The following is a 22,508-nucleotide window of genomic DNA, read 5'->3' as shown; positions in this document are numbered from 1 at the left end:
CCCGTCGGGAACCGACCCGTCGTCGGGCGGCGGGCCGGCTGCCGGTGGTGCTGCTGCTGCCCGCCGTGCTCGGGCTCGCGTTCCTGCTCGTCCCGCTGGTCGGCCTACTGGTCCGGGCGCCCTGGGAGGCGTTGCCTGAGCGGCTGTTCAGCGCGTCGGTCGGCGAGGCGCTGCGGTTGTCGCTGGTGTGCGCGAGCCTGGCGACGGTGGTGTGCCTGGTGCTCGGCGTGCCGTTGGCGTGGCTGCTGGCGCGCGGCGACGTGCCGGGGCGGGCGGTGCTGCGGGCGCTGGTGACGGTGCCGCTGGTGCTGCCGCCGGTGGTGGGCGGTGTGGCGCTGCTGTTCGTGCTGGGCAGGCGCGGGTTGGTCGGGCAGTACCTGGACGCGTGGTTCGGCGTCTCGCTGCCGTTCACCACCGCGGGGGTGGTGCTGGCGGAGGCGTTCGTGGCGATGCCGTTCCTGGTCATCTCGGTGGAGGGCGCGTTGCGCGCCGCCGACCCGCGCTACGAGGAGGCCGCCGCGACCCTGGGCGCCTCGCGCTGGTTGGTGTTCCGCCGGGTCACGCTGCCGTCGATCCTGCCGGGCGTGGTCGCGGGCACGGTGCTGTGCTGGGCGCGGGCGTTGGGCGAGTTCGGGGCGACGATCACGTTCGCGGGCAACTTCCCGGGCGAGACGACCACCATGCCGCTGGCGGTGTACCTGGCCCTGGAGACCGATCCGGACGCGGCGATCGTGCTCAGCGTGGTGCTGCTGCTGGTGTCCGTCGGTGTGCTGGCCGCCCTGCGCGACCGGTGGATCAGCGGGCCGTCATGACGTTGCACGCCGACCTGGGTGTCGACCGCGGGCGGTTCCGGCTGGCCGCGGAGTTGACGGTGGGGCGGGGCGAGGTGGTCGCCCTGCTCGGCCCGAACGGTGCGGGCAAGAGCACCGCGCTGCGCGCCCTGGCCGGGCTGCTGCCGTTGTCCGGCGGGCACATCCGGCTGGACGGGCAGACGTGGGACGAGCCGCCGAAGGTGTTCCGGCCCGCCGAGCGGCGACCGATCGGCGTGGTGTTCCAGGACTACCTGCTGTTCGCGCACCTGTCGGCGGTGGAGAACGTGGCCTTCGGCCTGCGTGCGCGCGGTGTGGGGCGTGCGGCGGCGCGGGCGGAAGCGGCGCGGTGGCTGGACCGCGTCGGGTTGGCGGCACACGCCAGGGCCAGGCCGCGCACGTTGTCCGGTGGGCAGGCGCAGCGCGTCGCCCTGGCCCGTGCCCTGGCGACCGGGCCGGAACTGCTGCTGCTCGACGAGCCGTTGGCCGCGCTGGACGCCGCCACGCGCCTGCACGTGCGCGCCGAACTCGGCCGGCACCTGCGCGACTTCCCGGGTCACACGCTGCTGGTCACGCACGACCCGTTGGACGCGATGGTGCTCGCCGACCGGCTGGTGGTGCTGGAGCACGGCGAGGTCGTGCAGCAGGGCACGCCGACCGAGGTGGCCCGCCGGCCGCGCACCGACTACGTCGCCGACCTGGTCGGCCTCAACCTCTACCGCGGCACCGCGCACGGCACGACCGTCGCGCTGGACGACGGCGGCACGCTCACCGTGGCGACGCCGGCGACCGGGCCGGTGCACGTGGTGTTCCCGCCGACGGCGGTCGGCCTGCACCCCGAGCACCCGACCGGCAGCCCGCGCAACGCGTGGCGCGTCACCGTGGCCGGGATCGAGCAGCACGCGCACACCACCCGCGTGCGGCTGGACGGCGTGCCGCCCGTGCTGGCCGACATCACCACCGCGACCCTCGCGGAGTTGCGGCTCCGGCCCGGCGACGAGCTGTGGGCCGCGGTCAAGGCCACCGAAGTGCACGCCTACCCGTCCTGACTGTGACTGACTAGCCACTACACGGAACTCCCTGCTCTCCTTGACAAAAGTTGACCAGGAGCGTTCACTCGGCCAAGTAATGAGTGACTGACCACTCACAGCTGGAGGAAGAGATGGCGCACTCCGCCGAACAGGTCCTGGAAGTCGTGCTGCCCGGTGTGGTCGAGCCCGACGGTCTGCGGTTGCGCCGCCGTGCACGGCCCGTCCCGGCGCGGGGCCAGGCGCTGGTCCGGGTCGAGGCGTCCGGGGTGTCGTTCGCCGAGCAGCAGATGCGCCGCGCCAAGTACTACGACCAGCCGGCGTTCCCGTTCGTGCCCGGTTACGACCTGGTCGGCACGGTCGCCGAGGTCGGGCCGGGGGTGGACGCGGCGCTGGTCGGCGGCAGGTTCGCCGCGTTGACCAAGGTCGGCGGCTGGGCCAGCCACGCGCTGGTGGAGGCGGCGGACCTGGTGCCGGTGCCCGCCGGCGTCGACCCGGCCGAGGCGGAGACGTTCGTGGTCAACGGCCTGACCGCGTGGCGGATGCTGCACGGCGTCGCGAAGGTCTCCGCCGGTCAGACGGTGCTGGTGCACGGCGCGAACGGCGGCGTCGGCTCGACCCTGGTGCAGCTGGCCCGGCTGGCCGGCGCACGGGTCGTCGGCACCGCGTCGCCCCGCCACCACGACGCGGTGCGCGCACTCGGCGCCACCCCGATCGACTACCGCGACGCCGACCTGCCCGCCAGGGTGCGCGAACTCGCCCCGGGCGGCGTCGACGCGGTGTTCGACCACGTCGGCGGCCCGGGCATCGTCGAGTCCTACCGGCTGCTCGCGCCGCGCGGCACGCTCGTCGCCTACGGCACCGCGTCCACCCGCGACCGGCGGGGCTCGTCACGGCTGCCGGTGCTGAAGCTGTTCGTCCGCCTGCTGTGGTGGGACGCGCTGCCCAACGGCCGCACGGCGAGGTTCTTCGACATCTGGGCGGGCAAGCGCGACGCGACGCGGTTCCGCGCCCGCCTGACCCGCGACCTGGGCGCGGTCCTCGCGCTGCTCGCCGACGGCTCGCTGCGCCCGCAGGTGGCCGCCCGGGTGCCGTTGGAGCAGGTCGCGGACGCGGTCCGGCTGGCCGAGTCGGGCACGGTCGCGGGCAAGGTCGTGTTGATCCCCTGACCCGCGCCGCGCCTTGACCTGGAGCGCGCTCCAGCCGTTAGCGTCGCGCCGTCGGTGGCCGAGCAGGTGGAGAACGGAGCGCGACGTGCGGCTGGGCGTGCACATCAACCGGTTCAACCAGGGTGCGGAGCGACTCGGTCCCGAGCTGGCGGCGGCCTGCGCGGCGGCCGAGGCGGCCGGGGTCGGGTGGCTGTCGGTCATGGACCACTACTTCCAGATGGAGCACAACGACGATCCCGAGGACCCGATGCTGGAGTGCTACACGACGCTGGGGTTCCTGGCCGCGCACACCTCCACGATCCGGCTCGGCGCGCTCGTCACGGGCGTCACCTACCGCCACCCGGGTCTGTTGGCCAAGATCGTCACCACGTTGGACGTGCTGTCGGGCGGTCGCACGACGTTGGGCATCGGCGCGGCCTGGTACGAGCGCGAGCACGACGGGCTGGGCGTGCCGTTCCCGCCGTTGGGCGAGCGCTTCGAACGGCTGGAGGAGGCGCTGCGGATCTGCTTGCGGATGTGGGATCCGCGCGACAACGGCCCGTTCGACGGTGTGCACTACCGGCTCGCCGAGACCCTCTGCGTGCCCGCGCCGTTGAGCACCCCGCACCCGGAGGTCATGATCGGCGGCAACGGCGAGCGGAAGACCCTGCGGCTGGCCGCCCGCTACGCCGACGCCTGCAACCTCCTGCTCCGGTCGCCCGCCGAGCTGCCGCACAAGCTCGACGTGCTGCGCCGCCACTGCGACGACCTGGGCCGTGACTACGACGCGATCCGCAAGACAGTGGTGCACCTCGCGGACGTGCCGGACGACGGCGACGGCCTGACCGGGGCCGTGGCCGGCTACGCCGACCTCGGTGTCGACACGGTGATCCTGCGCTCGCCGGACGGTGACCTGGCCGGCTGGATCGGGCGCGTGGTCGCCCCGGCCGCCGACCGCCTCGCGGGACTCGGCTGACGGAACCCGGCTAACGGGGTCGCCGCCGGTCCGGTGTGGACCGCCCCGCACCGCATCGGCCCGGGTCCGACATGTGGAGGTCGTCGGGCGCGTGATGATCGTCCCCCTGGGAGTCGGGGCCGGCGGGCCTGGAACAATCGCCTTTCGACGAAGGGGGATGTGTCAGGTGAGTGTCCACCACCAGGTTGTGCCGTCGCTGTCGGAACGGATCGCCGCGACCATGTCGGAGGCGATCGGCAGGGTCCGCGAGGACCTGGTGGGCGCGGACCCGGTGGTGCGACGATCCGATCGTGCCGACTTCCAGTGCAACGCCGCGTTGGCGCTGGCCAAGCGCGTCGGTGTCAGGCCGGCCGACCTGGCCGCGGACATCGTGGCCGGGCTCGACGTCGACGACCACGCGGTGATCGCCTCGGTGGAGCGGTCCGGGCCGGGTTTCCTCAACGTCACCGTGACCGGTGGCGCGGTGTGGGCGCAGGTGGCCGCCCGCCTGGCGGACCCGCGCCTGGGTGTCGGTGCGCACGAGCGGGGGCGCCGGGTCGTGGTGGACTACTCCGCGCCCAACATCGCCAAGGAGATGCACGTCGGGCACCTGCGCACGACGATCATCGGCGACAGCCTCGCCCGCGTGGTGGGGTTCCTCGGCGCGGACGTGCTGCGCCAGAACCACCTGGGCGACTTCGGCACGCAGTTCGGGATGTTGATCCAGTACCTCGACGAGCACCCCGAGGCGGCGTGGCACCAGGACGAGCTGGGCGAGGGCACCTCGGCGGTGTCGGCGCTGGACGCCCTGTACCGGGCGGCGCGCGCGAAGTTCGACGCGGACCCCGACTTCGCCGACCGGTCCCGGTCGCGGGTGGTCGCGTTGCAGGCCGGTGACCCGGCGACGGTCGCGGTCTGGCAGGACATCGTCGCCGAGTCCGAACGGTCGTTCAGCGCGATCTACGCGCGGTTGGCCGTGCTGCTGACGCCGGAGGACTCGGTCGGGGAGTCGTTCTACAACCCGATGCTGGGCGACACGGTCGAGGAGTTGGTCGAGGCCGGTCTCGCGGTAGAGAGCGACGGGGCGCTCGTCTTCTACTCCGACGAGGTGTCCGGCCCGGAGGGCAGGCCGGTCACGCTGATGGTCCGCAAGCGCGACGGCGGGTACGGCTACGACACCACCGACCTGGCCACGATCCGCTACCGCCTGCGCGACCTCAAGGCGAACCGGCTGATCTACGTCACGGACTCGCGTCAGGCGCTGCACTTCCAGCTGGTCTTCGAGGCGGCCCGGCGTGCCGGTTGGCTCACCGACGGCGTCACCGCCGAACACGCCGCCTACGGCACGATCCTCGGTCCGGACGGGACGCCGTTCAAGACCAGGGCGGGTGGCACGGTCCGCCTGATGGACCTGCTCGACGACGCGGTGTCGCGTGCGCGTGCGATCGTCGCCGAGAAGAATCCCGGCCTCGACGCGGCCGAGCTCGACCGGATCGCCGAGTCGGCGGGGATCGGCGCGGTCAAGTACGCCGACCTGTCGACCTCGCGGGTGAAGGACTACTCCTTCGACGTCGACCGCATGGTCTCCTTCACCGGCAACACCGGGGTGTACCTGCAGTACGCCCACGCCCGCATCCGGTCGATCCTGCGCAACGCGGGCGATCACGACACGACGGTCGACGACACCGTCGCGCCGCAGCCCGCCGAGCGGGACCTCGCCTTGGCCCTCGACGCCTACGGCGCGGTCGTCACGGAGGTCGCGGCCACCCTCGAACCGCACCGGCTGTGCGGCTACCTCTACGAACTGGCGCGTGCCTTCACCACGTTCTACGAAGCGTGCCCGGTGCTGAAGGCCGACGAACCCGTGCGCGGCAACCGGCTGGCCCTGTGCCGTCTGACGGCACGGACGCTCGGCGACGGTCTGGGTCTGTTGGGCATCGCGGCGCCGGAACGGATGTAGTCCGGCCGCACTCGTCACCCACGAGGGGAGGCCGGCCACGCCTCGGCGGGAACGTCCTATCGACGAGGCCCGCGGTGGAGCGGGTGTGTGTGCCGTACTACGGTCACGGTAACGCCCAGCTGTTCCGCGCCGGCTCGCATGGCCCTCGTCACGCGCTCGTGCTGTCCTTTGGGTGCGCGTCGGCGTGTCGGGAACGGAGTGGGTCGATGACGGATGTCCGGCGGTTGGCCCGGCGGTTGCAGGTGCTGGAGGCGATCACCGACAGCGCGCTGCGCGAACTGGACCTCGACAAGTTGTTCGAGGTGTTGTTGCAGCAGGTGAGGACGTTGTTCGCGGTCGACACCGCCACCGTGCTGCTGGCGGACCACAGCGGCGGGCAGTTGGTGGCCAGGGCGACCGCCGGTCTGGAGGAAGAGGTGCTCCAGGGCGTGCGGGTGCCGGTGGGCTCGGGTTTCGCCGGTACGGTCGCGCACCGTCGGGAGCCGGTGCAGATCGACCACGTCGACGCCTCCACCGTGGTCAACCCGCTGCTGTGGGAGCGCGGCCTGCGGGTCCTGCTCGGCGTGCCGATGGTCGCCGAGGACGACCTGATCGGTGTGCTCCACATCGGCAGCACGAGCTCGCGCCGGTTCACCGACGAGGACGTCGAGCTGCTCCAGCTCGCCGCCGACCGGTTGGCGACGGCGGCGCACCTGCACCGCTCGCGGTCCGAGCTGGCGGCGGCGGCCCTGTTGCAGGACAGCCTCCTGCCCGGCCTGCTGCCGACCACGGCCGACTGGGAGTTCGCGGCCCGGTACGTGCCGGGCGCGGGCAGCGGCGTGGGCGGCGACTGGTACGACGTGTTCGAGCTGCCCGGCGAGCGCATCGGCGTGGTCATCGGCGACGTGGTCGGCAGCGGTCTGCCCGCCGCCGTCATCATGGGTCGGCTGCGCAGCGCCCTGCGCGCCTACGCCCTGGAGTTCGCCGATCCGGCGGAGGTGCTGGGCAAGCTCGACCGCAAGGCCAGCCACTTCGAGCGCAGCACGATGGCGACGGTCGCCTACGCCGTGATCGACACCGCCACCGCCCGTGTGGACCTGGCGCTGGCCGGTCAGCTGCCGCCGGTGCTGGCCGTGCCCGGCGAAGCCGCGCACCTCGTCGACGCCCCGCTCGGGCCGCCCATCGGACGCGACCTCGCCGTCACCGGCCGCGAGGGCACGACCCTCGACCTGCCGCCCGGCGGGTTGCTGGCGTTCTACACCGACGGGCTGGTCGAACGCCGCGGGGACGACCTCGACCACCGACTGGACCAGCTGTGCCGGCAGGTGGTACCGGCCACCGCCGAGTCGGCGTGCGCCCGGATCATGGCGGACCTGGTCGGTAACCAACCCGCCACCGACGACATCGCACTGCTGGTGACCCGCCACCGGCCCGAACCCGCCTGACCGGTCGAGGCGGGGCGACGACACCTGCCCGGCACCCCCGGGTCGTGCCGACCGCGGAACGGTCCGCGGGCCGCCACCCCGGTCCGCCGGGCGAGGTGGGCCGTCCACCTCCGACGACCCACCTCGCCCGTCGATCCCCCCTTGCGCCCCCCGCTCACCCACTGTGCACGGTCGGGCGTGCAAGCCGGTTGCGGAATCCTGCAATCCGCAGGTCAACGGGGGTGCGCGGGCGGTGTGACCCGCGTTCGGCGGCTTCCGGTCGGGAGTCCGGGGGTGGTCACCGCGTGAAGACCAGCGCCTCCCACGGTCGCAGGTCCACCCGGCCGGGCGAGACCAGTGCTTCCTCGGTGTTCGCCAGGACGACGTGGGCGGCGGACCACTCGCGGTCCAGCTCGGCGGTCTGCGGTGTGCCGCTGAGGTTGGCCACGACGAGCAGGCGGGTGTCGTCCAGGGTGCGTTCGTAGGCGTAGACGTGCGGGTGGTCGGACAGCAGCATGCGGAAGTCGCCCAGGGCGACGACCGGGAGCCGGTGGCGCAGGTCGATGAGCCGGCGGTAGTGGTTGAACACCGAGCGGGGGTCGTCGTACTGGGCCTGGGCGTTGAGCCAGGTGTGGTTGGGGTTGACCGCGAGCCACGGCTCGCCGGTGGTGAACCCGGCGTTCGGGGTCGCGTCCCACTGCACGGGGGTGCGGGCGTTGTCGCGGCCCATCGCGCGCAGGCCGCGCATCACCGACTCGGGGTCGCCGCCGGCGGCGACGGCCTCGCGGTAGTGGTTGAGCGATTCGACGTCGCGCATCTCGTGCACGCCGGCGAACGGCGCGTTGGTCATCCCCAGTTCCTCGCCCTGGTAGACGAACGGGGTGCCGCGGTGCAGGTGCAGCACGGTGGCCAGCGCGGTCGCGGACTCGCGCCAGCACTCGCCGTCGTCGCCGAACCGGGACACCACGCGGGGTTGGTCGTGGTTGTTCCAGTACAGGCTGTTCCAGCCGACCTCGCCCAGCGCGGTCTGCCACCGGCCCAGCGACGCCTTCAGGTCGCGCAGGTCCAGCGGCTTCGGGTCGAACTTGCCGCCCGGCCCCTGGTCCAGCCAGACGTGCTCGAACTGGAACACCATGTCGAGTTCGCGCCGTGCCGGGTCGGTGAACAGCCTGGCCTGCTCCCACGTCACGCCCGGCATCTCCCCGACCGTCAGGAGCTCGCCGGGCCTGCCCTCGAACACCTCGCGGTGCATCTCCTGGAGGAAGTCGTGCACACCGGGGCGGGTGGCGACGTGCGGGAAGCCGTCGCCGAGGCCGCCGACGCCGGTGGTCGCGCCGTCGGGCAGGTCCGGGTCCTTGGAGATCAGGTTGATCACGTCCATCCGGAACCCGTCCACACCCCGGTCCAACCACCATCGCATCATCGCGTGCACCGCCTGCCGGACCTCCGGGTTCTCCCAGTTCAGGTCCGGCTGCTTGCGGTCGAACAGGTGCAGGTAGTACTCCCCCGTCGCCTCGTCCAGCGTCCAGGCGGATCCCGAGAAGAACGAACCCCAGTTCGTCGGCTCCGCACCCGGCTGCCCGGCCTCGAACCCCTCGCGCGGTGGACGCCACCAGTACCAGTCCCGCTTGGGGTTGTCCCGCGACGAGCGGGACTCCACGAACCACGGGTGCTCGTCGGAGGTGTGGTTGACCACCAGGTCCATCACCAACTTCATGCCCCGCGCGTGCACGGCCGCCAGCAACGCGTCGAAGTCGGCCAACGTGCCGAACACCGGGTCGATCGCCTGGTAGTCGGAGATGTCGTAACCGTTGTCCGCCTGCGGCGACGCGTACACCGGCGACAACCAGACCACGTCCACACCCAACCGCTCCAGGTGGTCCAACCGCGCCGCGACACCGTTGAGGTCGCCCACACCGTCGCCGTCGGAGTCGGCGAAGCTGCGCGGGTACACCTGGTACACCACCGCCGAGGTCCACCACGGCGCGGTCGTGGTCGGGGTGGTGGTCGGGGTCGTGCGGGTCTGGTCGAGAGCCATGTTCCATCCTCACCCGGTCGTCGGACGTCCTCCCAGTCCACCACTGCGCGCGCGGGGCCGCACCCGAGCGCCGGCCGCCGGGTTCGGCCCCGGCGGCCGGGACCCGGGAGTAGCGTCCTATGTGGACTGTCGGTGCGGTCGCCGGCGGGACCGCACGACCAGGGTGTCCCGCGGCACGCCGAACGACACCGGCAACGCGGGCCGGCGGCGTGATCGTGTCGGGGGCGTGATCGTGTCGGCTGGGTTGGAGCCGGCTGGGTCGGTGCCGGCGCCGACGACCTGGTTGAGCGGCGTCCACCCGTGGTCGCGGTAGGTGGCCGCAGGTACTACGTGGTTCCCACGGCCGGGTGAACCGGGTGGCCCGGTGGCGTGGTGTACGACCCGCCCCCGTCCCGGTGCCGGTCGGGGACCTGCGGCGACACCGGTCCGCGCCGGGTGGTCAGAGCGTGCCCGCGTCGACACGGTCGGCTAGCATCTTGCCGGCCGGTTGATACACCAGCCGCTCAGGTCATTGGCAACTGCGAGACCTGTCCGGTGCCGTGGACGTCGTCTCGCCTGTGACGCCGGGGAGGCGTGCGGACGTGGTCGAGTGGTCGGCACGACGGTTGTTCCCCGGTGACGACGCGACCAGCGCCGCGCACCGGGCGCACGACTGGGCGTCCACCCCGCTGGGGCCGGTGGAGCGCTGGCCGGTCGAGCTGCGCGCGGCGATCCGCACCGTGATGCCGTCGCGGGTGCCGATGCTGCTGTGGTGGGGGCCGCGGTTGGTGCAGATCTTCAACCACGCCTACACCCCCGTGCTGGGCGGGAAGTACCCGCGCGCGATCGGCCAGCCGGGAGCCGAGTGCTGGGCCGAGGTGTGGGACGAGCTGGTGCCGCTGGCGCGGCAGGCGTCGGCCGGCGTGTCGACGTACTCGGAGAACCAGCTGCTGTTCCTGCACCGGCACGGCTACCTGGAGGAGACGTACTGGACGTTCTCCTACAGCCCGGTGCACGCCGAGGACGGCTCGGTGGCGGGGATCTTCGTGGCGACCACGGACGTGACCGCGCGGGTGCTGGGCGAGCGCAGGCTGGAGACGTTGCGGCAGCTCGGCACCCTGTCGATCGCCGAGGCCGACACGGCCGCGGACGCCTGCCGCGCGGCGGTGAAGGTGTTGGCGGGCAGTTCGGCGGACCTGCCGCGGGTGGCCGCGTACCTGCGGGCCGGCGACGGTGAGCCGGCGCTGGTCGCGTCCACGGGTGACGGCGCGGACGCCCCGTCGGAGGCGGTGGGTCGGGTGGCCGCGGCCGGGCGGGCGGAGATGATCGGGTCGGACGGGACGCTGGTGCTGCCGTTGACGGCGGGCGCGGGTGGCACGCACGGCGCGCTGGTGGTGGGGTTGAGCCCGTTCCGGAGTTTCGACCAGCCGTACGCGTCGTTCGTGGACCTGGTGACCGCGGGCGTGGCCACGGCGGTGGACAACACGGTCGCCTTCGAGGCGCAGCGCGCCCGGGCGGCGGCGTTGGCGGAGTCGGACGCGGCGAAGACGCGGTTGTTCCAGAACATCAGTCACGAGTTCCGCACGCCGTTGACGCTGCTGCTCGCGCCGTTGAGCACGTTGTCGGAGGAGCACGCCGACGCGCTGCCCGCCGGTCAGCGGGAGGCGGTGTCGGCCGCGCACCGGGCGGCGCTGCGGCTGCGCCGCCTGGTCGACACGCTGCTCGACGTGGCCCGGGCCGACCACCTGCACCTGCGGTTGGAGCCGACCGACGTGGCCGCGTTGACCGCGGACTGCGCCGCGATGTTCCGCGCCGCGGCCGAGGAGCTGGGCCTGGACCTGGTGGTCGACGTGTCGGGTGACGTGGTGTGGCTGGACCAGGAGATGTGGGCGCGGATCGTGCTCAACCTGCTGTCCAACGCGGTCAAGTTCACCACCGAGGGGACCGTGGCGGTCACGTTGCGCACGACGGGCGAGGGCTGCGTGCTGACGGTCGCCGACACGGGCGTGGGCATCCCGGAGGCCGAGCAGGGCCGCGTGTTCGAGCGGTTCCACCGGGTCGACGGCGTCACCGGCCGCAGCCGTGAGGGCGTGGGCATCGGCCTGTCGCTGGTCGCGGACCTGGCGGCGGCGTTGGGCGGGGCCGTGACGGTGCGCAGCACACCGGGCCGGGGCAGCACGTTCACCGTCACCGTGCCGCGGGTGGGTGCCGCCGAGGCGGCCCGCCGGATGACGCCGCACGACCTGGGCGCGAGCTTCCTGGGCGAGGCCCGGCAGTGGGCGCCGGCGACGGCGCCCGAGCCGGTGGCCGGTGACGCGCGGCGGCGCATCCTGCTGGTCGAGGACAACGCCGACCTGCGCGACTACCTGACCCGGCTGCTGTCGGCGCAGCATTGGCTGGCGGACGCGGTCGGCGACGCCGAGACGGCGTTGGCGCACGCCCGCGCGGCGCGGCCGGACCTGGTGCTCAGCGACGTGATGCTGCCCGGCCGCGACGGTCTGGCGCTGCTGGGCGACCTGCGGTCCGACCCCGTGCTGTGCCGGGTGCCGGTGGTGCTGCTGACCGCCAGGGCGGGCACCGAGTCCGCGGTCGAAGGGCTGCGCCACGGCGCGGACGACTACGTGGTCAAGCCGTTCCACCCGGCCGAGCTGATCGCCCGCGCCAGGGTCCACCTGGAACTGTCGAGCTTCCGCGAGGCCCTGCTGGCCGAGGGCGAGCGCGAGGCGAGCACGTTGCGCGAGGCGTTGGCCAGCCGCAGCACGACCAGCCAGGCGGTGGGCCTGCTGATGGCGCTGCACCGCTGCGACGCCGACGCCGCGTTCCGGCGGATCACCGGGATGTCGCAGCGCCGCAACGTCAAGGCCCGCGACGTCGCGGCCGAGCTCGTCGCCCGGTTCGTGGCCGGCCTGCCGGAGGGTTGAGGCCCGGGGTCAGGCGCTCACGTTCACCGCGGCCGGCACGCGCAGCAGCGAGATGACGAACCGCGTGCGCAGCCGGAAGCCCAGCGACTCGTACAGCCGGATCGCGGAGGTGTTGGTGGCGGAGGCGTGCATCAGGGCCTGTTCGCCACGCGCCCGGATGCCCGCCGTCACCGCGAGCACCAGCCGGGTCGCCAGCCCGCCGCCCCGGTGGGCCGGATCGGTGCACACGGCGCTGATCTCGGTCCACCCCGGCGGGTGGAGGCGTTCGCCCGCCATCGCGACCAGCGCGCCGTCCCGCCGGATGCCGAGGTAGGTGCCCAGCTCCACGGTTCGCGGCCGGAACGGGCCCGGCTGGGTGCGCTCGACCAGCTCCAGCATCTCCGGCACGTCGGCGACGCCGAGCCGGACCGCCTCGGCGTCCTCGGCGACCCGCACGCCGTCGTCCACCAGCTGCACCGCGTCGAACCGCTCGACCACGTCCCAGTCGGCGGGCGGCGTGTGCGGCGTGGTGATCGGCACGATCGCGCCCGGCCCGGCCAGCGCGGCGACGTCGGACCACACGTCGGCGTCCGGCCGGTCGGGCAGCGCCGCGAACGTCGCCACGTCCGGGTCGTAGCGCAGCGCCTGCCCGTGCCGTTGCGCGAAGCGGGCGTGCGGCCCGGTCAACGACGTCCAGGCCGGGTTGTCCAACGGCGAGGCCATGCGCGGTTCCCCCAGGTCGTTCTCACGGTAGTTCGTGACCGACCGAATCATGCGTGCCGCCGGGCCGGTCTGTCCACCGCCCCACCACTACACCCCGTCCACTCCGAGCGGATCCCGTCCTGGGCTGAACCGGTGACGATCACGGTACCCCGGGAGGGTGTGCTCGCTACTGTGCGCCACCATGGCACGTCGACTGGGCCCCGACTTCACCAAGCTGTGGTTCGCCTCCGCGGTGTCCAACATCGGCGACGGCATGACCTTGGCCGCCGGTCCGCTGCTGCTGGCCTCGCTCACCGACGACCCCGCCCTGGTAGCGGGCGCGGTGTTCGCCCAGCAACTGCCGTGGCTGCTGTTCTCGCTGCTCAGCGGGGTGGTCGTGGACCGGTTCGACCGGCGCGGGTTGTCCGTCGCGGCGAACGTGGCCCGCGGCGCGGTCGTCGCCGGGCTCGCCGTCGCCATCTGGACCGGGCACGCCACGCTGCCGGTCGTCTACGCCTGCCTGTTCCTGCTCGGCGTGGGCGAGACGATCGCCGACAACGCCTCGTCGGCGCTGCTGCCCTCGGTCGTCGCCAAGGAGCACCTGCCGCGCGCCAACTCACGCCTGATGGCCACGCACATCCTCGGCAACCAACTCCTCGCGCCACCGGTCGGCGCGGCGTTGTTCGTGATCGCCGCCGCGGTGCCGTTCGGCCTGGACGCCGCCGGCTTCCTGATCGCCGCCGCGCTCCTCGCCACGCTGCGCGGTGTCCCGCAGCGGGCGCCGGTCGTGCGCCGCACGGTGCGCGCGGAGATCGGCGAAGGGCTGAGGTGGCTGTGGCGGCACGAGGTGTTGCGGACGCTCGCCCTGTGCCTGTGCCTGATGAACCTCACGCTCATGGGCGTGGTGTCGATCCTGGTGCTCTACTCCGGCGAACGGCTCGGCCTGGCTCCCACGTGGTTCGGCCTGCTCTTCAGCACGATCGCGGTCGGCGGCGTGCTCGGCACGGCGGTCGCGAGCCGGTTGATCGACCGGTTCGGTCCGACCGCGCTGCTGCGGACCGGCCTGGTGATCGAGGCGGGCACCCACCTGGGGTTGGCGTTGGCCCGCTCCGCCTGGGTGGCCGGCGCCGTCCTCGCGGTGTTCGGCGTGCACGCGGTGGTGTGGAGCGTGATCACGCAATCGGTGCGGCAGCGCGAGGTGCCCGACGAGCTGCGCGGCCGGGTCGGCAGCGCCTTCTTCCTGCTCAGCACCGGCGGGTCCGCGTTGGGCGCGCTGGTCGGCGGCGCGCTGGCCCGCCAGTTCGGCATCACCACGCCGTTCTGGTTCGCGGTCGTGGTGGTCGCGGGCGTGGCCGTGGTCGCGTGGCGGCCGTTCGCGGCGGCGACCGGGCTGCACCGCTCGGCCGCCACGAGCTGATCACGCCACCGCGTCGTCGGCACCGGCCGCCTACGCGTCGACCCGACCACGCCATGTGACCGGCGACACAGTCCCATTCCACTCCACTCGTGGGTTTGAGTCGTATAGACTCAAACTATGTTCACCAGGGACGAAGCGCTCGACAAGGTCGAACGGGCAGGCTCGGCAACCGACCTGTTCGGCCCAGTCGACCCGGCCCGGCACAAAGAAGCACAACGGCTCTACCGACACCTCGCCACCGCCCTGCACCCCGACCGCGTCGACGCGCACGACACCAGGGCACACGCCGCCTCCGCCGAACTGAACCGCCTCCACCACGAATGGCGGCACGGCACCCCCGTCGACCTCCACACCGACCGCGCCACCTACCGACTCACCCGGCGGCACGCCGTCGGCAGCGTCACCACCCTCTACCGCACCGACGGCCCGCACATCGTCAAGATCGTCCGCAACCCCGCCCTCAACCCCCTCCTGCACGCCGAGTGGGACGCCCTGCGCCGACTCGCCCGCTTCACCGACCACCACCACTGGCTCCGCCCCTACTACCCCCACCTGGTCGACACCTCCGGCGACGTCACCCGCGGCTCCCGCGCCTTCACCGTGCTCGCACCACTCGTCGACGGCTTCGTCACGTTCGCCGACATCCGCCGCGCCCACCCACGAGGCCTCGACGGCCGCGACTACGCGTGGATGCACCGCAGACTGCTCCGAGCGATCGCCGGCGCACACCGGACCGGCCTCGTGCACGGCGCAATCACCGCCGACAACGTCCTGGTCCACCCCCGGGAACACGGGATCGTGCTGACCGGCTGGACGTTCGCCGTCACCACCGGCGAACGACTCCTCGCCACCGACAAGACCACCCACTACCCACCGGAAGTCCACCGCGGACAACCGGTCACCCCCGCCACCGACATCCACATGGCACACACGCTGATGCTGGAACTGCTGGCGGACAACGAAACCGCACAACGCAGGTTCGCCCTCGGGTGCACGCAGGACGACCCCGACCGACGACCCGACGCCGTCGACCTGCTCACCGAGTACGACGACCTGCTCCACGAACTGCACGGCGAACGAACCTTCCGCCCCTTCGCAACACCGAGAACAGGAGCCTGACATGGGACACGGCAAGTGGGACGACAACGCCTACGCGGCAGCCAAGACCTTCCGCGCCGCCAAGGGCATCGACGACTTCGGCTACACCGCCACGATGCGCGCCCGCCCCTCCGGCGAGTGGAAGGCCGACCCCTCACTGGACCCCAAGCACGTCACCGCACGCGAGTGCCGCGACTCACCCGACCACGCCGACTCGACCCCCATCGCGGTCCTGTTCGACGTCACCGGCTCCATGGGCCGCGTACCCCAGATCATGCAGCGCAAGCTCGGCAAGCTCCACGGCCTGCTGCAACGCAAGGGCTACCTCACCGACCCCCAACTGATGTTCGGCGGCATCGGCGACGCCGACAGCGACCGCGTCCCACTCCAGATCGGACAGTTCGAATCCGACAACCGGATGGACGAACAACTGCGCACCATCTTCCTCGAAGGCAACGGCGGCGGCCAGAAGAGCGAGTCCTACGAACTCGCCGCCTACTTCGTGGCACGCCACGTCGTCACCGACGCCTGGCAGAAGCGCGGCCGCAAGGGCTACCTCTTCCTCATCGGCGACGAACTCAACAAGCCCCGACTCGAAGCACGCCACATCCGCCGCATCATCGGCGACGACATCCACCAGGACATCGACCCCGCCTCGATCTACCGCGAACTCAGCCGCAAGTGGCACGTCTACTTCGTCCTGCCCAACCAGTCCTCCTACTACAACGACCCGCAGATCGCCGACCACTGGCGCGACCTGCTCGGCCAGCACTTCCTCAAGCTCGACGACCCCGGCGCCGTCTGCGAACTCATCGCCGCCACCATCGGCATGGAAGAACGCGTCGTCGACCTCGACCAGGCCATGGTCGACCTCGCCGAGATCGGCTCGGTCACCGAGAGCGCGGCCGTCGGCAAGGCACTCGTCCACGTCGGGGGCAAGACGGTCGCCACCACCGCCACTCCCCCGCTGCTCGACGGCCCCGACGACGTCACCCTCACCTGATGACCGAGCACATCATCGTCGTCGGACTCGGATTCGGCGACGAGGGCAAAGGCGCCGTGGTCGACGCACTGTGCCACGACCGACCCGTCACCTCCGTCGTCCGGTTCAACGGCGGCGCACAAGCCGCCCACAACGTCGTCACCGGCGACCACCACCACACCTTCAGCCAATTCGGGTCCGGCACGCTCACCGGCGTGCCGACCCACCTCTCCCGACACGTCCTGGTCGAACCGATCGCCCTCGCCCGCGAATCACGCGACCTGGCCCGGCTCGGCATCACCGACCCGCTCCGACTGCTGTCCATCGACGCCGACGCCCTGCTCACCACCCCCGTCCACGTCGCCGCCAACCGCGCCCGGGAAGACGCCCGCGGAGCCGCCCGACACGGCTCCTGCGGCAAGGGAATCGGCGAGACCGCCTGGTACGGACTCCTCACCGACCGCGCCGCCGCACCCGGCGACGTGGTGGAGGACCAGCACGTCATCGGCACCCCCGGCCCACCACCGACCGTCGGCGACTGCGCCCACCCGACCACCCTGCGCGCCAAGCTCGACACCCTGGCCCGCTTCTACGAACCACTCATCGGCGACGGCACATCCGTGCACGACCTCGTCTCCCTCTACCGCGACTTCGCCGACGCCGTCCGGATCACGACCGGCGACGAGGTAGGCCGACTGGCCGACCGCGGACGCCTCGTGTTCGAAGGCGCCCAAGGCGTGCTGCTCGACCAACGGCACGGCTTCCACCCGCACACCACCTGGTCCACCGTCACCCCCGACAACGCCCGCGACCTGCTCGGACACCGCCGCGCCACGGTCATCGGCGTGACCCGGACCTACCACACCCGCCACGGCGCGGGCCCCTTCCCCACCGAGGACCACCAGGTGCTCGCCCGGTTCCCCGAACGCCACAACGGCACCGGCCACTACCAGGGCGCCTGGCGCGCGGGACACCTCGACGCCGTGCTGCTCCGCCACGCGATCACCGCGTGCGGCGGGGTGGACGCCCTGGCCGTGACGCACCTCGACGCAACCGACCTCCAGGTCGCCACCAGCTACGACGCACCGCTCCCGACAACCGACCTCACCGACTTCCTCACCCACCGCACACCGACCCTCACCGCCATGCCCGACCCCGTCGCCTGGCTGGAGGAACACCTCGACGTGCCGGTCCTCGTCACCGGCGCCGGACCCGACCGGGCCGACTACGCCCTGCGCGCACCGGCCCTGCGGTGAATGCGGGAGAATCGAGCCATGATCGAGTCGACCCCGGTGTCGGTGGACGTGCTGGCCCTGCGCTTCGACCCGACCGAGCGCACCGTGCTCCTCGGCATCGCACCCCGCGCGCTCGAACCGTTCGCGGGCGTGCTCGCCCTGCCCGGTGTGCTGCTGGGCAAGGGCGAACGCCTGCGCGACGCGGCCCGGCGGGCGGTGACCGGCAAGCTCGGCGTCCCCGAGCAGGCCATCTCCGCCTCCGGCCAGCTGACCACGTTCGACGAACCGTCCCGCGACCCGCGCGGGCCGACGCTGTCGATCGCCCTGTGGACCACCATCGACCCCGCCCGGCTCACCGGTGACGGCCCGACCTGGACCGCCCTCGACCGGGTGCCGCCGCTGGCGTTCGACCACGACCGCATCGTGCACGACTGCCGCCCGATCCTGGCCGGCCTCCTGTGGCGGGACACCGCGTTCACCGCCGGCCTGCTGGGCCGTGAGTTCACCACCGCGCAAGCCCTCGACGTCACCGAATCCCTCACCGGCGACCGGCCCTACCCCGCCAACCTCGGCCGCACCATGGAACGCGTGCCCGGTCTGGAACGCACCGCCGACCACGCCGCCGCCCTCCCCAAGGGCGGACGACCGCCGTCCGTCTGGCGCTGGACCTCGTAGCGCCTTGCGGTTCCGCGCCGTGCCCAGAAGATTCTTTTTGGTCAGCACTGAAGTCATCGAGTAGATCAAGGGCGTCTCGGCGGCGGTGCGAACGGGTACTCCCCGGTCGTCCACCCGACCAAGGAGGCCGAGATGCACCCGCTTCCCATCCCGTTCGTGCCGTGGGTGTGGCGCAACGTCGACGAGCTGCTCGACGGGCGCGACACCGACTCCCCCGAGGCCGACGAGGCGACCCGGTCCGCCGAGCGCCACGACCGCCCGGACATCGGCCTGCTCGGGTACGAGGTCGAGGCGCTCGACGGCGTGATCGGCGAGGTCGACCGGTCGAACGCCCGCGTGCCCGCCGACTGCCTGCTGGTCGACGCCGGTACCCGGTTGTCGCAGCTGAAGGTCGTGCTGCCGGTCGGCGCCGTCGCGAAGGTGGACCACGGGGCGAAGAGGGTCCACGTCGACCGCACCAAGGACCAGGTGCGGCAGGCGCCGGAGTACGACCCGGACACCTTCGACGCCGACGACTACCGGCAACGCCTCGGCGACTACTACACCGAGAGCTACCGCACCACACCGTCCGCCTAGCTCTGCCAGGGGCCCGACATCGCACCGGTCGCCACGTGCGCGCGGTGAGGTGTCGGGCCCTCTCACGTCGACCCCTCGTCCCCGTCGCGGCAAGGGAAGGGATGGCGAGTCGGACGACCATCCGCGCGATGAGGTTGCTATCCTTGCGGGGAGTTATCACAGCTCGCTAGGAGGCGGCGGTGAGCGGCAGACGCGACTACGGGCAGTTCTGCGGCATGGCCGCCGGCCTGAACATCATCGGCGAACGTTGGACCCTGCTCATCGTTCGCGAGCTGCTCATCGGTCCCGTCCGGTTCAATGAGATGATCGACAACCTGCCCGGGATCGGGCCGAACCTGCTCTCCGAACGACTGAGATCGCTATCAGATCATGGAGTTATCGAGCAGCTGCCCGTGCCGGGTGACGGCCGCGGCAAGCTCTACCAGCTGACCGATGCCGGCCGGGAGCTGCGCGGCCCGCTGCTGGCGTTGGCGCGGTGGGGCATGGCGTTCCTGGACGACCACGACGACGCCGACGCGATGCGCGCGGAGTGGGGTTTCCTCGCGGTCCAGGCCATGATCATCGAGGACCGCGTGCCGGACGTGGACGAGGTCTACGAGTTCCGCGTCGGCGACCAGGCGTTCGCGGTCGAGGTGGCGGACCGCAAGCTCGGCTTCAGCCGGGGCAGGGCGGACCGCCCGAACCTGCTCGTCACCTGCGCCCCCGACACGTTCATCCGCATCGGCGCCCGGCTCACCACGCCGTTCGAGGCCCTCGCGACGGGCGGGGTGAAGATCGAGGGCCCGACCGACGTGATCCAGCGTTGCGTGCGCATGCTCGGCCTGGCCGACCCGCCACCGCCCACCGGACGCGGATCGACGGCGAACGCGCGCTAGTGCCGGCTCGGGCGTTCATCGGTCAGCAGGGCGGCCAGTTCCTCGTCCAGGAGCCGCCGGACCTCCTCGGCCGGGAACTCCCGCGGGTACATCGCCGCCTGCAGCGTCAGCCCGTCGACGAACGTGTGCAGGCGCAGGGCCTGCCGGTCGAGGTGGGCGTCGCCGAGCGGGTCCCCGTTGCGCTCCGGAGGCGGGTGCCCGCAGAAGTACGCCACCGCGAGCCGGCAGATGTGCCGTTCGCCGGGTAGCCCCAACGCGTGCAGTTCGGCGAGCGACTCGTCGAAGCGCGAGCGCATCGTGCAGGCCAGCCACACGTCCACGTCCACCCGCCGGTCCGCGTCCAGCGGCAGCAGCTCCTCCAGCATCAGCCGGGCCCGCTCGCGACCGGGCAGGTCGCCGCGGAGGTGCCCGGCGATGCGGACGGTGACCTTCTCGGCCATCGCCTTCGCCGCGAAGAGGAGCAGGCCGCGCTGGCTGTCGAAGTAGTGCCGCAGCCCACCGACCGAGACACCGGCCTGTTCGGCGATCTTCCGCACCGTCACGCCCTCGATGCCGTCGCGGCTGATGACGTCCCAGACCACGCGGACCAGTTCCGCACGCCGTTGGTCATGGTCGACGAGCTTCGGCACGCCCCGGTTATAGCACACCTGTGCGGTCTCTTATACAGTACAACTGTGCTAAATAAGACTGGGTCGACAACGGCGGCCACGCGTCCTACCGGCTTGGTCGTGCTCGTCGTGGGACTGCTGCTGATCGCCGGATCGGCGCTGTGGTTCGTGCTGACCGGCCACACCGACGTCCGGTACTCCGCGGACCACGACGACACCGTCCCGATGTGGTTCCGCTGGATCCCGGCGGTCGTCGGCCTCGTGCTGGTGCGCTTGTTGCCGGTCGCCATCGCCGCGGCACCGTCGACGCAGCGCCAACCCCGCCTCGAAGCAGGAGTTCTCCTGGCAGCGGCCGCACTCTTCGCGGTGACGCTGCGACTGGCCGGTGGTGGCGAGCCCGCGCACACCCTGCTGAAGCTGGTACTGCTGCTCGGTGTTCCCCTAGCAATGTTCCGGTGCCTGCGGCGTAAGGGGACGGCCTGGGAGCCGGTAGGTGTGGAACCGATCGCGCGGCGGTGGTGGGTACCTGCGATCCCCGTCGCCGCGTGGCTCGTCCTCAGCCATGCGAGCCCCTTGGCCACGCCGCCCAGCGACTACGCCACGACCGTCGACCTGGTCACGCTGGTGGCGACGGTCGTCGTCGTGTTCCTCGTCAACAGCCTGCTGGAGGAGGTCTTCTACCGCCGCTGGCTGCAGTCCAGGTGGGAGGCGGTCCTCGGCCGGTGGCCGGCGATCGTGCTCGCGTCCCTGCTCTGGGCCGCCTGGCACGTCGGCATCCAGGGCAGCGGCGACCTGCCGGTGGACCTCGCGTCGACCTTCGTCAACCAGGGCGTTCTCGGACTGTTCCTCGGCTACCTCTGGAGCGAGTACCGCACCATGTGGCCCATCGTGACCGTCCACGGTGCCGTCAACGCCGTACCCGTCCTGATACCCCTGCTGTGACCGACCACCGGCCGAACCGTCCACGACCTCCGGCGGCGACGCGCGCTAGTCGAGCCGGATCGCCGCGGCGTGGTCGCGGCCGGCGGGCCAGTGCAACAGGCGCAGCAAGGCGTCCATGCCCGCGCGCAACGAGATCGGCGTCATCCCCATCCGCTTGGCCTGCGCGACCGCGCCGACCTCGTGCGCCATCCCGGCCCCGCTCCACAGCGACCACTCGGCGACCACGGTCGAGCAGTCCGGCAAGCGGGCCGCTGCCCGCAGCGCGGCCCGCCGCAGCAGTTCGTTGGCCAACCCGTACGCGCCCATCTGCCGGTGCGCGTCGTGGGCCGTGATCGAGCCGAACACCACCAGGTGTCGCAGGCGGTCGACCGGCAGCACGTCGAGCACCGTGCGCAGGCCGGTCACCTTGGCGGCCTGCGCACGGGCGAGGTCGGCCGGCGTGCACCGCCGCACCGCACCGGCCGCCAACGTCCCCGCGCAGTGCACCACCGCACCGATCGGCACGCCGACGTCCGCCAGCGCGCGTGACAGCTCACCACGGTCGGTGACGTCGGCCCGCACCACCACCCCACCGACCGACGCCAACCGCTCCCCCGCCCGGGCGTCCGGCCACGCGGCGTCCACGACCACCGGGCACCACCCGTGCACGTGGGCCAGCACCAGCGCCGCGCGCAACCCGAGACCGCGCGCCCCACCGGTGACCAGCACACCGGTCCCGGCCAACGGCCGCCGAGGCGGCAACGCCACCGCCCGCCCGGCAGGACGCGCGATCCGCCCCCGCTCGTCCACGAGGAGGTCCGGGTCCGCGGAGTCCACGGCCGTCACGGCGAGGTCGGCGACCTCTCGTGACGGCACCGCGGGCAACTCCACGACCCGCACGGCCAAGCGGGGGTCTTCCAGCGCGGCGACCCGCAGCAGGCTGCCGCCGCCCGCACCCAGGTGCGCCAGGACCAGCGGACCGCCGTGCCGCAGGGCGGACGCGACCCCCTCCAGCAGCAGCGCGTTGTCGGCCGGCCGGAACTCCGACCCGAGCAGCACGGCCGTGCCCGCCTCGCCGTCGTCGCGGCGCAAGCGCGTCGCCAGCGGGTGCGCGGTCGACCCGATCACGTGCCACCGGTGCGGCACCGCCGGGGCCGGCCGCACCGCCTCACCGACGACCATCGACGCCCTGACCACGA

The 22,508-nt window shown here is 72.4% G+C and carries 19 protein-coding genes; 15 read left to right on the top strand and 4 right to left on the bottom strand.

All coding sequences use genetic code 11. The features are described from left to right. Positions 1 to 38 precede the first annotated feature (38 nt). The 6 genes from modB (at position 39) to ACYVLT_RS07800 (ending at position 7,324) form a co-directional block, all read left to right on the top strand. Positions 39 to 812: a molybdate ABC transporter permease subunit gene (gene modB, locus ACYVLT_RS07825; protein WP_461119568.1), complete on the top strand. Its 774-nt coding sequence runs from the start codon at positions 39 to 41 to the stop codon at positions 810 to 812. Then, the gene (locus ACYVLT_RS07820) at positions 809 to 1,858 is read left to right on the top strand and encodes an ABC transporter ATP-binding protein (RefSeq protein ID WP_461119446.1); all 1,050 of its coding nucleotides are present in this window, start codon (positions 809 to 811) and stop codon (positions 1,856 to 1,858) included. The genes modB and ACYVLT_RS07820 overlap by 4 nt, the downstream gene beginning before the upstream one ends. A 113-nt stretch (positions 1,859 to 1,971) precedes the next feature. Beyond that, positions 1,972 to 3,006 carry a medium chain dehydrogenase/reductase family protein gene (locus tag ACYVLT_RS07815; RefSeq protein ID WP_461119567.1) on the top strand — a complete coding sequence of 345 codons (1,035 nt, stop codon included), beginning with the start codon at positions 1,972 to 1,974 and terminating at the stop codon, positions 3,004 to 3,006. 85 nt (positions 3,007 to 3,091) lie between these two features. Further along, positions 3,092 to 3,961, top strand: a complete 870-nt coding sequence (locus ACYVLT_RS07810) for an LLM class F420-dependent oxidoreductase (protein ID WP_461119445.1) — start codon at positions 3,092 to 3,094, stop codon at positions 3,959 to 3,961. A 166-nt stretch (positions 3,962 to 4,127) separates the two neighbouring features. Beyond that, on the top strand, positions 4,128 to 5,900 hold the full coding sequence (argS, locus tag ACYVLT_RS07805) for an arginine--tRNA ligase (protein WP_461119444.1): 1,773 nt from the start codon (positions 4,128 to 4,130) through the stop codon (positions 5,898 to 5,900). A gap of 206 nt (positions 5,901 to 6,106) precedes the next feature. Next, on the top strand, positions 6,107 to 7,324 hold the full coding sequence (locus tag ACYVLT_RS07800) for a PP2C family protein-serine/threonine phosphatase (protein WP_461119443.1): 1,218 nt from the start codon (positions 6,107 to 6,109) through the stop codon (positions 7,322 to 7,324). A gap of 277 nt (positions 7,325 to 7,601) precedes the next feature. On the opposite strand, the gene ACYVLT_RS07795 is transcribed toward ACYVLT_RS07800, so the two are convergent. Continuing rightward, entirely contained in the window at positions 7,602 to 9,341 is a 1,740-nt protein-coding gene (locus ACYVLT_RS07795; protein WP_461119442.1) for a glycoside hydrolase family 13 protein, read from the bottom strand. A 581-nt stretch (positions 9,342 to 9,922) separates the two neighbouring features. Here ACYVLT_RS07795 and ACYVLT_RS07790 point away from each other — a divergent pair. Beyond that, the gene (locus tag ACYVLT_RS07790; RefSeq protein ID WP_461119441.1) at positions 9,923 to 12,241 is read left to right on the top strand and encodes an ATP-binding protein; all 2,319 of its coding nucleotides are present in this window, start codon (positions 9,923 to 9,925) and stop codon (positions 12,239 to 12,241) included. Between the two features lie 9 nt (positions 12,242 to 12,250). Here the strand turns inward: ACYVLT_RS07790 and ACYVLT_RS07785 are convergent, their stop codons facing one another. Continuing rightward, positions 12,251 to 12,943 carry a GNAT family N-acetyltransferase gene (locus ACYVLT_RS07785; RefSeq protein WP_461119440.1) on the bottom strand — a complete coding sequence of 231 codons (693 nt, stop codon included), beginning with the start codon at positions 12,941 to 12,943 and terminating at the stop codon, positions 12,251 to 12,253. Between the two features lie 181 nt (positions 12,944 to 13,124). Between ACYVLT_RS07785 and ACYVLT_RS07780 the strand changes: the two genes are divergently transcribed. The 7 genes from ACYVLT_RS07780 (at position 13,125) to ACYVLT_RS07750 (ending at position 19,780) form a co-directional block, all read left to right on the top strand. After that, positions 13,125 to 14,339 (top strand): MFS transporter, encoded by a 1,215-nt coding sequence (locus tag ACYVLT_RS07780; protein WP_461119439.1) that lies wholly within the window; start codon positions 13,125 to 13,127, stop codon positions 14,337 to 14,339. Positions 14,340 to 14,456: 117 nt separating this feature from the next. After that, on the top strand, positions 14,457 to 15,458 hold the full coding sequence (locus tag ACYVLT_RS07775) for a protein kinase family protein (protein ID WP_461119438.1): 1,002 nt from the start codon (positions 14,457 to 14,459) through the stop codon (positions 15,456 to 15,458). A gap of 1 nt (position 15,459) precedes the next feature. Continuing rightward, a complete protein-coding gene (locus tag ACYVLT_RS07770; protein ID WP_461119437.1) occupies positions 15,460 to 16,440 on the top strand; it encodes a hypothetical protein in 981 nt (326 codons plus the stop codon). Beyond that, positions 16,440 to 17,675, top strand: coding sequence for an adenylosuccinate synthetase (locus ACYVLT_RS07765; protein ID WP_461119436.1), 1,236 nt, complete (start codon positions 16,440 to 16,442; stop codon positions 17,673 to 17,675). Before ACYVLT_RS07770 ends, ACYVLT_RS07765 begins: the two co-directional genes overlap by 1 nt. 18 nt (positions 17,676 to 17,693) lie before the next feature. After that, positions 17,694 to 18,329 (top strand): NUDIX hydrolase, encoded by a 636-nt coding sequence (locus ACYVLT_RS07760; RefSeq protein ID WP_461119435.1) that lies wholly within the window; start codon positions 17,694 to 17,696, stop codon positions 18,327 to 18,329. Positions 18,330 to 18,461: 132 nt separating this feature from the next. Beyond that, a complete protein-coding gene (locus tag ACYVLT_RS07755; protein ID WP_461119434.1) occupies positions 18,462 to 18,905 on the top strand; it encodes a PRC-barrel domain containing protein in 444 nt (147 codons plus the stop codon). Positions 18,906 to 19,084: 179 nt separating this feature from the next. Then, positions 19,085 to 19,780 (top strand): winged helix-turn-helix transcriptional regulator, encoded by a 696-nt coding sequence (locus ACYVLT_RS07750; RefSeq protein ID WP_461119433.1) that lies wholly within the window; start codon positions 19,085 to 19,087, stop codon positions 19,778 to 19,780. Here ACYVLT_RS07750 and ACYVLT_RS07745 read toward each other — a convergent pair. Beyond that, positions 19,777 to 20,409: a TetR/AcrR family transcriptional regulator gene (locus tag ACYVLT_RS07745; protein WP_461119432.1), complete on the bottom strand. Its 633-nt coding sequence runs from the start codon at positions 20,407 to 20,409 to the stop codon at positions 19,777 to 19,779. The two genes, ACYVLT_RS07750 and ACYVLT_RS07745, sit on opposite strands and share 4 nt — an antisense overlap. Before the next feature lie 99 nt (positions 20,410 to 20,508). On the opposite strand from ACYVLT_RS07745, the gene ACYVLT_RS07740 reads away from it, so the two are divergent. Then, complete coding sequence (locus tag ACYVLT_RS07740; protein ID WP_461119431.1) at positions 20,509 to 21,330, top strand: lysostaphin resistance A-like protein; 822 nt, start codon at positions 20,509 to 20,511, stop codon at positions 21,328 to 21,330. 45 nt (positions 21,331 to 21,375) lie between these two features. Here the strand turns inward: ACYVLT_RS07740 and ACYVLT_RS07735 are convergent, their stop codons facing one another. Then, on the bottom strand, positions 21,376 to 22,506 hold the full coding sequence (locus ACYVLT_RS07735) for a KR domain-containing protein (RefSeq protein ID WP_461119430.1): 1,131 nt from the start codon (positions 22,504 to 22,506) through the stop codon (positions 21,376 to 21,378). Between the last annotated feature and the right edge of the window lie 2 nt (positions 22,507 to 22,508).

The organism is Saccharothrix stipae, from assembly GCF_054781895.1.
Note: the sequence above shows the minus strand (reverse complement) of the source record. Positions and strands in the feature narration are given on the sequence as shown.

Bases quoted from the DNA above. Each gene is read 5' to 3' on its own strand.
- ACYVLT_RS07770 (WP_461119437.1), top strand. From the start codon at position 15,460: ATGGGACACGGCAAGTGGGACGACAACGCCTACGCGGCAGCCAAGACC.
- ACYVLT_RS07785 (WP_461119440.1), bottom strand. From the start codon at position 12,943: ATGGCCTCGCCGTTGGACAACCCGGCCTGGACGTCGTTGACCGGGCCG.
- ACYVLT_RS07765 (WP_461119436.1), top strand. From the start codon at position 16,440: ATGACCGAGCACATCATCGTCGTCGGACTCGGATTCGGCGACGAGGGC.
- ACYVLT_RS07795 (WP_461119442.1), bottom strand. From the start codon at position 9,341: ATGGCTCTCGACCAGACCCGCACGACCCCGACCACCACCCCGACCACG.
- ACYVLT_RS07800 (WP_461119443.1), top strand. From the start codon at position 6,107: ATGACGGATGTCCGGCGGTTGGCCCGGCGGTTGCAGGTGCTGGAGGCG.
- ACYVLT_RS07815 (WP_461119567.1), top strand. From the start codon at position 1,972: ATGGCGCACTCCGCCGAACAGGTCCTGGAAGTCGTGCTGCCCGGTGTG.
- ACYVLT_RS07760 (WP_461119435.1), top strand. From the start codon at position 17,694: ATGATCGAGTCGACCCCGGTGTCGGTGGACGTGCTGGCCCTGCGCTTC.
- ACYVLT_RS07780 (WP_461119439.1), top strand. From the start codon at position 13,125: ATGGCACGTCGACTGGGCCCCGACTTCACCAAGCTGTGGTTCGCCTCC.
- ACYVLT_RS07755 (WP_461119434.1), top strand. From the start codon at position 18,462: ATGCACCCGCTTCCCATCCCGTTCGTGCCGTGGGTGTGGCGCAACGTC.
- ACYVLT_RS07820 (WP_461119446.1), top strand. From the start codon at position 809: ATGACGTTGCACGCCGACCTGGGTGTCGACCGCGGGCGGTTCCGGCTG.
- ACYVLT_RS07775 (WP_461119438.1), top strand. From the start codon at position 14,457: ATGTTCACCAGGGACGAAGCGCTCGACAAGGTCGAACGGGCAGGCTCG.